Annotated in this window: 11 protein-coding genes; 6 read left to right on the top strand and 5 right to left on the bottom strand. The window is 63.3% G+C overall.

The window, feature by feature from the left end:
- Positions 1 to 3 precede the first annotated feature (3 nt).
- The 3 genes from F2P45_RS28510 (at position 4) to F2P45_RS28500 (ending at position 4899) form a co-directional block, all read left to right on the top strand.
- Complete coding sequence (locus tag F2P45_RS28510) at positions 4 to 2814, top strand: Hsp70 family protein (RefSeq protein ID WP_166881599.1); 2811 nt, start codon at positions 4 to 6, stop codon at positions 2812 to 2814.
- A 104-nt stretch (positions 2815 to 2918) separates the two neighbouring features.
- Positions 2919 to 3713 carry an HNH endonuclease gene (locus F2P45_RS37070; protein ID WP_166881598.1) on the top strand — a complete coding sequence of 265 codons (795 nt, stop codon included), beginning with the start codon at positions 2919 to 2921 and terminating at the stop codon, positions 3711 to 3713.
- Between the two features lie 94 nt (positions 3714 to 3807).
- Positions 3808 to 4899: a phospholipase A gene (locus tag F2P45_RS28500; protein WP_166881597.1), complete on the top strand. Its 1092-nt coding sequence runs from the start codon at positions 3808 to 3810 to the stop codon at positions 4897 to 4899.
- Between the two features lie 97 nt (positions 4900 to 4996).
- Here F2P45_RS28500 and F2P45_RS28495 read toward each other — a convergent pair whose 3' ends face one another.
- The 3 genes from F2P45_RS28495 to F2P45_RS28485 are packed head-to-tail and all read right to left on the bottom strand — an operon-like array spanning position 4997 to position 7196.
- Entirely contained in the window at positions 4997 to 5761 is a 765-nt protein-coding gene (locus F2P45_RS28495) for a hypothetical protein (protein ID WP_166881596.1), read from the bottom strand.
- Positions 5762 to 5806: 45 nt separating this feature from the next.
- Positions 5807 to 6595, bottom strand: coding sequence for a DUF2491 family protein (locus tag F2P45_RS28490; RefSeq protein ID WP_166881595.1), 789 nt, complete (start codon positions 6593 to 6595; stop codon positions 5807 to 5809).
- Position 6596: 1 nt separating this feature from the next.
- Entirely contained in the window at positions 6597 to 7196 is a 600-nt protein-coding gene (locus tag F2P45_RS28485; protein WP_223164849.1) for a hypothetical protein, read from the bottom strand.
- Between F2P45_RS28485 and F2P45_RS28480 the strand changes: the two genes are divergently transcribed.
- Together F2P45_RS28480 and F2P45_RS28475 are read left to right on the top strand one after the other, a co-directional pair.
- Positions 7174 to 7692, top strand: a complete 519-nt coding sequence (locus F2P45_RS28480) for a hypothetical protein (protein WP_166881593.1) — start codon at positions 7174 to 7176, stop codon at positions 7690 to 7692. The genes F2P45_RS28485 and F2P45_RS28480 overlap by 23 nt on opposite strands.
- A gap of 95 nt (positions 7693 to 7787) precedes the next feature.
- Positions 7788 to 8273: a phage regulatory CII family protein gene (locus F2P45_RS28475; protein WP_166881592.1), complete on the top strand. Its 486-nt coding sequence runs from the start codon at positions 7788 to 7790 to the stop codon at positions 8271 to 8273.
- A 39-nt stretch (positions 8274 to 8312) separates the two neighbouring features.
- On the opposite strand, the gene F2P45_RS28470 is transcribed toward F2P45_RS28475, so the two are convergent.
- Together F2P45_RS28470 and F2P45_RS28465 are read right to left on the bottom strand one after the other, a co-directional pair.
- The gene (locus F2P45_RS28470; protein WP_166881591.1) at positions 8313 to 8729 is read right to left on the bottom strand and encodes a hypothetical protein; all 417 of its coding nucleotides are present in this window, start codon (positions 8727 to 8729) and stop codon (positions 8313 to 8315) included.
- A gap of 119 nt (positions 8730 to 8848) precedes the next feature.
- On the bottom strand, positions 8849 to 10036 hold the full coding sequence (locus tag F2P45_RS28465) for a GGDEF domain-containing protein (RefSeq protein WP_166881590.1): 1188 nt from the start codon (positions 10034 to 10036) through the stop codon (positions 8849 to 8851).
- Between the two features lie 159 nt (positions 10037 to 10195).
- Between F2P45_RS28465 and F2P45_RS28460 the strand changes: the two genes are divergently transcribed.
- On the top strand, positions 10196 to 11197 hold the full coding sequence (locus F2P45_RS28460; protein WP_166881589.1) for a 2-hydroxyacid dehydrogenase: 1002 nt from the start codon (positions 10196 to 10198) through the stop codon (positions 11195 to 11197).
- The last annotated feature ends 239 nt before the right edge of the window (positions 11198 to 11436 follow it).

Below are 11436 nucleotides of genomic sequence, written 5' to 3'. Positions count from 1 at the left end.
GGCGTGGCGCGCCAGTACATCGTCGGTATCGACCTCGGGACCACCAATACGGTGGTCGCGTATGCGCCTGTCGATGCACCCGAGGGGCGCGCCGCCATTACCCTGTTTGAAATCGAGCAACTAGTAGCGCCGGGGCAAGTCGCCGCCCTGCCGCTGCTGCCGTCGGTACGTTATCACCCGCTTGACGGCGAATTGCCGGCGGCCGATCTGCGGCTGCCGTGGCCGCAAGATGCCGCCGAGACCCAGCCGGTCGTGTTCGGCCAGCTGGCGCGCCGGCTCGGTGCGCAAGTGCCGGGGCGCATGGTGGCCAGCGCCAAGAGCTGGCTGTCGCACACCGCGGTCGACCGCCTGGCGCCGATCCTGCCGTGGGGCGCCGCGCCCGATGTGCCCAAGGTGTCGCCGGTGGCGGCCAGCGCCAGCTACCTGGCTTACCTGCGTTCGGCCTGGAACAGCAAGTTTCCCGATCATCCCCTGGAGCAGCAGGAACTGGTGCTGACCGTGCCGGCCTCCTTCGACGAAGGCGCGCGCGCCCTCACCCTCGCCGCGGCGCGCCAGGCCGGACTGCATCAGCTGCGCCTGCTGGAAGAACCGCAGGCCGTGTTCTACGACTGGCTGTTCCGCCATCGCGGCGAGTTGACTGGGGAACTGGCGCACACGCGCATGGTGCTGGTGTGCGACGTCGGCGGCGGCACCACCGACCTGAGCCTCATCAAGGTCGACCTGCAAGATGGGCAGCCGCAACTAACGCGCATCGGCGTGGGCAACCACGTGATGCTCGGCGGCGACAATATGGACCTGGCGCTGGCCCATGTGACGGAAGCGAAAATGGCGCACATGGCCGGCACGGAGCAGCCGCGCCTGTCCTCGGGCGCCCTGTCGCAACTGATGGAACGCTGCCGCGCCGCCAAGGAACAATTGCTGGCGGCCGACGCGCCCGGGCAGGCGCAGGTGACCTTGCTCGGGTCCGGCTCGCGCATGATCGGCGGCATGCGCTCGGTGGCGCTGACGAAAGAGGAAGTCGGCAGCATCATCGTCGATGGCTTTTTCCCGCTGGTGGCAGCTGCGGAGCGGGTGCAGCAGGCGCGCGCCGGCATCGTCGAATTCGGCTTACCGTACGCGCGCGACGCCGCCGTCACCCGCCACATCGCCGACTTCTTGCAGCAGCACGCCACTGCCCTGCAAGCGGCGCAGGAAGACGGCACGGCCATGCCCGACACCCTGCTGCTCAACGGCGGCGTATTCCGCGCCGCCGCGCTGGTGGAACGCTTGCAGCACACCCTGGGCAACTGGCGCGGCGCACCGCTGCGCCTGCTGCACAACGACAATCCGGACGTGGCCGTGGCCCGTGGCGCGGTGGCGTATGCGCTGGCGCTGCAAGGCCAGGCGCCGCGCATCGACGCCGGTGCGGCGCGCAGCTATTTCCTGGTGCTGGACGAGGCGAAAGGGCCGAAGCGCGGCATCTGCATCTTGCCGCGCGGCAGCGAAAGCGGCCGTGAAATCCTGCTCGCCGACCGCACCTTCGCCCTGCGCCTGGGGCAACCGGTGCGCTTCCATGTGATGACGTCGAACGCCGACGGCGCCGATGCCGCGCCAGGCGAGCTGGTCGACCTCGACGATCCGAAATACGTGCGCCTGCCGCCGATTGCGACGGTGTTGCAAGGCGCCAAATCCGCAGGCAGCAAGCAGGAAACCGCCGTCCAGCTGGCCACCGCGCTGACCGAGGTCGGCACCTTGGAAATGCACTGCGTCAACCTGAGCGACGCCAGCCAGCGCTGGCTGCTGGAATTCGACCTGCGCCAATACAACGCCGCCGGCGCGAGCGACCAGCCGGAGGGCGCGCCATCGCCGCAACTGACGGCCGCGATCGACAAGATCGACCGCATCTTCGGCAAGAGTCCGCAACAGGTGACGGCCAAGGAAGTCAAGCAACTGCGCGCGCAACTGGAGCAACTGCTGGGCGAGCGCGAGCAATGGACAACCTCCCTGCTGCGCCAGCTGTTCGACGCCCTGTGGCAACGCGCGCGCGGACGGCGCCGGTCCGCCGAGCATGAGCGCGTGTGGCTGAACCTGACCGGCTATTGCCTGCGGCCGGGTTTCGGCCATGCGCTCGACGACTGGCGGCTGGAACAATTGTGGACCCTGTTCGAAGCCGGCGTGCGCCATGCCGACGATAAACAAGCGCGCGCCGAATGGTGGACTCTGTGGCGCCGTGTCGCGGGCGGGCTGGGCGCCACCGAACAGTTGCGCCTGCTCGACGACTTCGCCTTCAATCTGCAAACCAATAAGGAAGGCGGCGAGGCCAGCCCCACGGTGGTGGCCGGCAGCGACGAGGACATGTTGCGCCTGGGCGCCTCGCTCGAACGCATTCCGGTCGCGTACAAGGCCGAAATCGGCGGCTGGCTGCTGGAGCGCATCGAGCAGCCAGCGCCAGCCGTACCCGCCAGGGACAACACCAGCGCCAGCCGCTACCTGTGGGCGCTGGGCCGCATCGGCGCGCGCCAGCCCTTCCACGGCAGCACGCACGACGTGGTGCCGACCGAGGTGGTCGAAGGCTGGCTTGAAGCCATCCTGGCGCTCGACTGGAAAAAGGTCGAGTCGGCCGCCTTTGCCGCCGTGCATCTGGCGCGCATGACTGACGACCGTTCGCGCGACTTGCCGCTGGCCTTGCGCGAACGCATCGTCCAGCGCTTGCTGGCGATCAATGCGCCGCCGGCCACCATCACCATGGTGCAGCAGGTGGTGCAGCTGGACCAGGCGACCGAACGCTGGATCCTGGGCGAATCGCTGCCGCCGGGACTGAAGCTGATCGCCTGAAAAACGCTCGGGCTCGGTCGAGGTCGCCGCTAGTCGTATACAAAAGAAATTGAACACCTGGTACACTGGTCGCGTTCCCTTATCGATCGCGCCCACTCGTCCAGATGCCTGTTTCTTCCCCGCCCGAGGCATCGACCGCAAGTAAAAACTGGACCGATGAGGAACTGGCGGCGTCGGTGCGCGCCTACGTGGCGATGCTGCGCAGCGAGCTGGCTGGCGAGCCAATCAATAAGGCGGAAGTCAACCGGCAGTTGCGCGAAACGGCCCTGGCCGCACGTACCGAGTCCGCTGTCGAATTGCGCATGCAGAATATTTCGTCGACTTTGTTCGACCTGCGCCTGCCGCACATCATCGGTTATCGTCCCGCCCGCAATGTCGGCAGCAGCGTCAAGCTGCGCATCGGTCAGATGCTGGAAGCGAACGGCCTGGAAACGCTGACGATGTACCAGCGCACCGCCGACGAGCGCGAACTGGCGCGCAAGGTGACGGCACTACTGCGCCAGCCCGGCAACGGCGGCGTGCCCGCCGGATCGGCCGCGCCCGCCCAGGTGATGACGCACAGCCTGCGCTACGTGCGCGATCCGGCGGTCAAGGCATGGGTGCTCAAGGTCGCCGACGGCATCTGCGAAGGCTGCGACATGGCGGCACCATTCACGGGCACCGACGGCTTTCCGTACCTGGAAGTGCACCACATCATGCCGCTGGCCAGCCACGGCTCGGATACCACCTCGAACTGCGCCGCGCTGTGCCCGAATTGCCACCGGCGCTGCCACCTGTCGCTGGACCGCGACGAATTCCGCCTGGCGCTGTACGAAAAACTCGACCGCCTTGTGCTCGAAGTGCCCGACAGCGTTCTGAATGAATACGCCGTGTATATCGACCCGTCAAACAACAGTTGAGTCCGTTTTACACGCATCAATACATGCAGCGCGACATCTTTTCTCATCTTGCGCTACAGTAACCACCTTTTTGTCATTTTAGAAACATCACTACATGCACGCCGCCCGACTGCCCCTCCTCCTGACCACCCTCTTCATTTCCGCCGGCGTCGCCCAGGCCGGCGAGCTCGAACAGCAAATGCTGCGCTGCTCCGTGCTTGGCGACCCGAGCGCGCGACTGGGATGTTTCGACACGCTGACCAAGGCCGCCACGGCCGAGACCGTTGCCGGCAATCCAACGCCGGACGCCACCGTCGCCGTCGACCCGGTCAAGAGGGCGGCAGCGGCAGCGACCGCCGCCGAGCCAGCCAAGCCGATCCCGGCGGTGGCATCCAACACCCCGGCGCCGCCGGAAACGCCGATTTCGCGCCTGGAGCAGTTGTGGGAACTGAGCGATGCGTCGCGCCGCGGTACCTTTGCCGTGCGTCCGCACCGCGAAAACTACCTGCTGGTGGCCAATTACAGCAGCTCCTCGAACGACGCGCCGTACCGCGAATTCACCCCGTCCGGCCTGAAAACCAAGCGCGTCGAGCTGACCTATCAGCTCAGCCTGAAAATGAAGGCAGCCGAGAAAGTCGCCGGCTTGCCGGTCGATATCTGGCTCGGCTACACCCAGCAGAGTTTCTGGCAGGCGTACAACCGCGCAGCCTCGAGCCCGTTCCGCGAAACCAACTACCAGCCTGAAATCATGGCGGTGGTGCCGATCAATAAATCGTTCGGCGGCATGAATCTGCGTTTCGTCAATTTTGGCCTGATTCACCAGTCGAACGGGCAAACCTCGACGCTGTCGCGCAGCTGGAACCGGCTGTATACCGAAGTCGGTGTCGATAACGGCAATTTCGCGCTGACCGCGCGCCTGTGGCGCCGCCTGGATAACGCCAAGTCGAACAACGACAATCCGGACATCACCGATTACCTGGCGCGCGGCGACGTGCGCGCCAGTTATCGCAAGGATGGCTACGAGTATTCGATCATGGCGCGCCGGAATATGTCGACCGATCATGGCGCGATCCAGGCTGCCGTGGCGTATCCGCTGGCGACCAATCTGAAGGGCTATGTGCAGGTGTTTTCGGGCTACGGACAAAGCCTGGTCGACTATAACTATTCGCAGCGCTCGGTCGGCGCCGGTTTTACCGTCGATTTCTGATGCGCGCTTTGGTAGCAGTATAAAAAACGGCCTCGAAAGAGGCCGTTTTCATGTCTGCCGCAAGCTCCATGCGCATGGCAGCCGGCTGGCCCGACGCTTATGCGGCGGCGGGTTTACCCGACAGGCGCTGCAGGCGTTGCAGGGCCGTTTCGCCACTGGTATCGTTCTGCACCGATTTGCGGATCGCATCGATTTCCGCAGCCTGGTCGAGCGGCTTCTGGCCGATGTCGGCGACGATGCGCATGCCTTCGGCTTCGTTGCTCACTTCCTGGGCGCGGCGCGTCAGGGCATTCAAGGCGGTCGAATTGCCTTTCATGCCGGTCAGGCCAGCCAATTGGCTCTGGCGCTCGGCGCGCATCGATTGCAGATCCTTCTGCGCCTGGGCCGCTGCCAGCTGCTGCAGCGCTTTCTTGGCCTGGGCGTCGAACTCGGCGAGCTGCTTGGACAGCGCGTCGATGATCTTTTGCAGCTCGTCCATGTACGCCTTGGCGTCGGCTTCTTCCTGGATTTCTTGCGGCAGGCGGCTCTTGTTCGCTTCGAGTTCGTCGCAGAACATGGTGACGGTGGCTTCCGAAATCTTGCCGGCGGCCAGACGCTCAGCCAAGGTTGCCGTGGCTTTTTCGTCGTTGGCGATCAGTTCGCGCAGGCTGACCACGTCCTTGTGTTCCTTCTCGAAAGAGGAACGCGCCGATGCCAGCACTTGCGCGGTGGCGCGCAGGGTGTCCGCCAGGCGGTCGCGGTCGGCTTCGGTCGCCGTTTCAGGGTCAAAATTGGCGATCGCTGACGATATACGGTCGCCCAGCACGCCGAAGTGCTTCGAAATCAAACGCGCCGTCAGTCCCCATCCACTTGCATTGCTCATCTTGAATCCCTTTCGTTGTTAAGTAAAACTGCCTTTACCGAACCGTTACTGGATAACGACCCGTTCTTGCTCCACCGGTAAGCCAATGACGAAATCGACATGGATACCGCGTTTCGAGTGATCGCCATTCACGCTGGAGAGAATCTCCGTGGTGATCAGCAAAAATTCGCTGCCGCCGCCCGGCAATTCGCGCACGTACGGCATGAAATACATTTCCTGCTTGAGCCCGTTGGCGCCGCCGGCGTCGTCGATCCGGGTTTCGGTGCCCGTGAACGGACTGACAAAACTGGCGTTGCGGTCGCCCGCATCGCGCACATAATCGAGGCGGTCGCTGTCGCCGAAGACCGTGGCCAGTTCGTCGTCGGACAGGCCGACATCATCGAGCTGCTCGCGCCACAAGGTATAAGTCTGGTCGCCCAGGCCGAAACCGGCGCGCCCGGTATAGGCGTCCTGGTCTTCCTCCGTTTCCGGAATCACCCGGGCCAGCTGGGTGCAGTACATGATCTCGGCGACCTGGCCTTTTTCATCGGCGTACAGCTGTAAAAACTTTTCCTTGGCGTCATCGTCGCCCTTGGCCAGGTAATACCGATACAGCCCGCCCGCCAGATTGAGCTTGATCTGCGATACCGCCTGGATCAGGGTATCGGCGTCGCGCGGCATGGCGATCAGCGAGCCGTTGGCCTGGGCCCGGATCAGGGGCGACATCTGCAGCTTGAGCATGCCGCCGATGCGCGCGCCCATCGGCAAGCCATCGTCTTCGCGCCGCGCTTTGCCATCGGCGCCATGGTTGCCGGCAATGCCGCGCATATAATCGAATGCGTTCTTCCAGCCCATCTCAATTCCGATCAAAAGAATAGTTTGCGGTGCTCGGCGCTTTGCCGCGCCTTAAAAACTTCCATCCCAGATAAGCGATCCAGCCGAGTACCGAGAGAATCACCAGCCACACAAACGTGCGCAACAGCGATTTACCGAGCGAGCGTTCCGGCGGCGCCTCGACCGTTCCCGCCGGAGCGGGAATACTGGCGCTGCCGCCCGGCGTGGCGCCGACCATGCCGCTATTGTTCGTATTGCCCGGATAACCGGTATGCGCATGCGAATTGGACGTCGCGCGGCCCAGTAAAAACCCCAGGATCGCACTGCCCATGCCGCTATTGCCATTCTGCGGCACGATAATCGGCGCCGGCATCGAGTTGCCGTTATATTGGCCATTCCGGTTGCCGTTGTACTGGCCGCCGTATTGCCCCGCATTCTGCCCGCTGTTCGTATTCCCATACTGGCCCGCATTACCCGATCCGTACTGCCCGCCTGGCTGGATCGGCGGCACCGGCCGCATATCGCGCGGCGCATTCGCCGCCTGCTCCGCCGCCCGGCGCGCCTCCAGCGTGCGCAAGGCATTCGCTTCGGCGTTACCCTTGTTCAAGCGTTGCGACAGCACCGAACCCGGCTTCTGCTGCACTGGCTGGGCGCCGCCGTCCTGCCGCGCAGGCGCCCCGCCGAAGGAACCGAAACCACCGTACGAACTCTTCTTCTCCGCAGCGCCCGACTCGGCCGTGCTGCCCTGCGACCATGCCGAACCCGACCTTTGCGGCGGCGCACTCTCTTGCGAGCGCTGCGACCACGACGAACCCGATCTTTGCGGTGGCGGCGCGCTCTCTTGCGAGCGCTGCGACCACGACGACCCGGAGCGCTGGGGTGGCGCCGGCGGCGGCGAAGACGCCGACGACGAACGGCTGCCGAACGAGCCAAACGACGAGTTCCTCGACGATGTTGACCGATTGCTACTTGTAGGACTGGATTTTTGGGAGGAAAATCCACTCTTGAACGAGCTCGAGCTGGAGCTCGAGCGCGAACTCGAACTTGACGACGGCTTCGCTGCGGCCGTGACCGTGGTTGCGGCGGGTAGCAGCAGAGCCAGCAGCAACATAATCTGAGTTGACTTCATTTTTATTTGGCCGGATTGAAGGTTGAAAGAAGCATAACAGCACATCGGCTGCGCATGCACCGGTAAAAAAAGGCAAGATTTACCATGACTCGTAAATATCTGGACATGAACCAGCACGATGCGCTGTACAGCGTGGCGCGCCGCTATCCCGGCGGCCTGGAGATGCTGGCCAAGGACATCGGCATTTCCGCCAATGTGCTGCGCAACAAGCTCTCGCCCACCATTTCATCACATTACCCCTCGTTCGAGGAAGTTTCCATCATCGTCGAGCATTGCCACAAGGCCGGCGTGCAGGAAGCGATGATGCCGCTGCATGCCTTGCTGAACCGGCACGGCATGGCCGCCTTCATCGTGCCGCAACCGGAACAGGTAGGCCGCGACGACCTGTCGCAGACGGTGTGCCGGGTCATGAGCGAAGTCGGAGCCGTGGCCGAAGCCGTGTCGGAGGCGCTGATGGATGGCGTCGTCACCAGCGCAGAAGCGGACCTGATCGAGCGCGAATTTCATTCTGCCTTATCGGCCCTGGGGGCCTGGCGCGCGCGCTTGCGCATGCGTACCGGCGCGGGCTGATGCGGGGAGCCATGCGCCATGATGCGCATGGCCGCCGCGTTATTGGCCGCGCGGCGGTGCAGGCTGCGCCGGCTTGAGCGAGCGCAGGAACAAACCGAGTCCGCCGATCGCCAGCACCAGGATGCAGATCAATTCGAAGGCCGACATCGTGCGCAGGCTCATGCTGACCGACGAAATCACGCCGAAAATCAGCGCCGCGAACGAACATAAGGCAATCAGCCAGCCAAGGTAATTCTTCGAATTATAGAAAACCATCCCGATCCCGATCATCATCGGGATCATGATCATGCCGCCGCTGATACCGAATCCGGAACCGAAGCCGAACAGGCGCGAACTGAATCCGAAACTCGAACTGACCACGATCCCGTTAAGCAGTAAATAGAAGCCGCCGCACATCATGATCAGGCCGAGAAAAAACTGCCCCGTGCCGCCGCTGGTTCCGCCTGCTCCATTCATGTGCAAATCTCCGCTGATTAAATAATGCCGACACTATAACAAAAAGTAATTGCGGTAAACATATCCGCTCAAGGGTCGCTTAAACAGGCAGTTGCCGGATGGATTGTGTCTTTTCTTCGCTACACCAATGCCGCCACCGGCTCGCTGACCACGACCCGGTTGCGGCCCTGGTGCTTGGCCTGGTACAGCGCATGATCGGCCAGGCGCAGCAGGGCCGCGGCATCGTCGCCGGCGCACGGCAGGCCGATCGTCACGCCGACGCTGACGCTCAGGCTGCCCGAGTCGCTGTCGGGATGCTCGATCCGCAGCGCCGCCACCGCCGCCGTGAGCACTTCGCCCATGGCCTGCAATTCGCCGGGAACCGGGTTGTGCCAGATCACGGCGAATTCTTCGCCGCCGTAGCGCGCGGTCAGGTCGAGCGGGCGGCGCGCCTGGGCGGCGATGACGTCGGCCACCGCTTTCAGGGCCGCGTCGCCACGCGCGTGTCCATAACGGTCGTTGTAGCGCTTGAAATGATCGATATCGATCATCGCGATCGCCACCGCCTGGCGGTCGCGCAGGGCCTGGCGCCAGACGCGCTCCAGATGGATATTCAGGGTGCGCCGGTTGGATAATCCGGTCAGGCCATCGAGCGCGGCCAGTTCGTGCAGCAGCGTATTGACCAGGAAGGTGGTGCGGATGCTGTGTTCGAGGAAGTAGGCGCCGTACGCGCCCACCCCATTGGCCGCGCACATGAAGACGATCTGGTACAAGCGCGCCTGGGCATCCTTTTGCAGCCAGAATTCCATGATCACGAAGGCGCACAGGGTCACCATATTGGCCAGCAGCGCGCGGCGCCATGCGAGGCAGGCGATCAGGTAGATGAACAAGGCCACCAGCAAGATGCCTTCGTACGGGATCTGGTAGCCGGCATCGAGTGCGCTGCCGATGACCGCCACGGTGCTCAGTCCCGTGACCAGCGCTGCCGAAAACACTGCCGTTCCAAGATACGGCCGCCAGGCGGCGCGATAGCTGGCCAGCAGCACCACGATAAAGCTCGGGATAATCAGCGCGATCCGGATGCTGGCCGTGCGGATCGACACGAAGGCCGGCAAGGTGGTCAGGTCGAGAATCACGAACATGATAAACAGGACAATGCACACATACGCGGCCATGCGCACGCGCGCGGCTTGGCTCTCCAGATAAAATGCCTGGAATTGCTGTTCCAACCCGTCTTCGAAACGCAGCCAGCGATATCCCTGCTCCAGGGCGCGCCGGTGCGGCGACAGGCTGGCATTATTCAGTAATTCCGGATCGATTTTCAGCATGGGCGGCGCGGAAGATGAGTTGGGAGCCAGCCAATCATACGCGTGCTGATGCGCGCACAGCGCATGCCATGCAGCATTCTATTTATCCGCGCGCGCAGTGGAGATGCCGGCCTGGCCGGGCTATGATGGTCCATCTTCATCAAGCGGGAACCGATCACCATGAAAATTGCCATTTTCAGCACCCAGGCCTACGACCGGCGTTTTCTGGACGAAGCGCTGGCGGCGCGCGACGAGCGCCGCCATATCGCGCTCGCATATCAGGAAGCGGCGCTGGCGCTGCATACGGTGGCCCTGGCGCAGGGCTGCGATGCGGTGTGCGCATTCGTCAACGACCGGCTCGATGCACCGGTGCTGGAGGCATTGCACCAGCTGGGCGTGCGCGCGGTGCTGATGCGTTGCGCGGGGTTTAACAATGTCGATATCGAGGCCGCGCACCGGCTGGGATTTTTCGTCGCGCGCGTGCCGGCCTACTCGCCGGAGGCGGTCGCCGAGCACACGCTGGCGTTGATCCTGACGCTCAACCGCAACACGCACCGGGCGTATGCGCGTGTCCGCGAAGGAAACTTCGCGCTCGACGGGCTGCTGGGCAGCAATTTGCACGGAAAGACGGCGGGTGTGGTCGGCACCGGCAAGATCGGGCTCGCCACGGCGCGCATTCTCAAGGGGTTCGGCTGCCGCGTGCTGGGGCACGATCCTTTTCCGGCGCCCGAGTTTGCCGCGCTGGGAACGGCGGTGGACCTGCCGACCTTGCTGGCCGAGTCGGACATCGTCTCGCTGCACTGCCCGCTGCTGGACGCGACCCGGCACATGATCAACCGCGACAGCCTGGCCGGCATGAAGCGCGGGGCGATGCTGGTCAATACCTCGCGCGGGGCGCTGATCGATACGCCGGCCGTGATCGAGGCGCTCAAATCGCGCCAGCTGGGGTTTCTGGCGATCGATGTGTATGAGCAGGAAGGATCGCTGTTTTTCCACGACCGCTCGGGCGATATCATCGAGGATGATGTGTTTCAGCGCTTGCTGACGTTTCCGAATGTGCTGGTGACCGGGCACCAGGGCTTCTTTACTGTGGAGGCGATGCGCGAGATTGCGGAGGTGACGTTTGGGAATATTGAGTGTTTTGTTAGCGGGCAGTCTTGCGCAAACGAGGTCGTACCATGATGTACAAGTAAAAATGCGGCTGTTAATAAGCTATATTCAGTTTATTCTCATGGCGTGTCGACGCGCTTAAGAATAACCCCCATGTCGCCGAATGGCTTACCCTCTTTAGATTGTAACTGTTCAGCCTGAGTGACGATGAAATATACATGTTGTAAACGCCGGACGCTTCGTTCATCATAGCGGCATGGCAAACAAGCTCCCGCGTCCCGACCTTTCCAAGCTTTCCGAGTCCGACAAGA

It is taken from the genome of Massilia mucilaginosa, assembly GCF_011682145.1.
Lineage (GTDB): Bacteria > Pseudomonadota > Gammaproteobacteria > Burkholderiales > Burkholderiaceae_D > Telluria_A > Telluria_A mucilaginosa.
The sequence above is the reverse complement of the archived record's forward strand: the minus strand, read 5'-3'. Positions and strand labels throughout refer to the sequence as shown.

Excerpts from the sequence above, each read along its gene's own strand:
- F2P45_RS37070 (WP_166881598.1), top strand. The coding sequence starts at position 2,919 with ATGCCTGTTTCTTCCCCGCCCGAGGCATCGACCGCAAGTAAAAACTGG.
- F2P45_RS28500 (WP_166881597.1), top strand. The coding sequence starts at position 3,808 with ATGCACGCCGCCCGACTGCCCCTCCTCCTGACCACCCTCTTCATTTCC.
- F2P45_RS28490 (WP_166881595.1), bottom strand. The coding sequence starts at position 6,595 with ATGGGCTGGAAGAACGCATTCGATTATATGCGCGGCATTGCCGGCAAC.
- F2P45_RS28495 (WP_166881596.1), bottom strand. The coding sequence starts at position 5,761 with ATGAGCAATGCAAGTGGATGGGGACTGACGGCGCGTTTGATTTCGAAG.
- F2P45_RS28475 (WP_166881592.1), top strand. The coding sequence starts at position 7,788 with ATGACTCGTAAATATCTGGACATGAACCAGCACGATGCGCTGTACAGC.
- F2P45_RS28460 (WP_166881589.1), top strand. The coding sequence starts at position 10,196 with ATGAAAATTGCCATTTTCAGCACCCAGGCCTACGACCGGCGTTTTCTG.
- F2P45_RS28470 (WP_166881591.1), bottom strand. The coding sequence starts at position 8,729 with ATGAATGGAGCAGGCGGAACCAGCGGCGGCACGGGGCAGTTTTTTCTC.
- F2P45_RS28465 (WP_166881590.1), bottom strand. The coding sequence starts at position 10,036 with ATGCTGAAAATCGATCCGGAATTACTGAATAATGCCAGCCTGTCGCCG.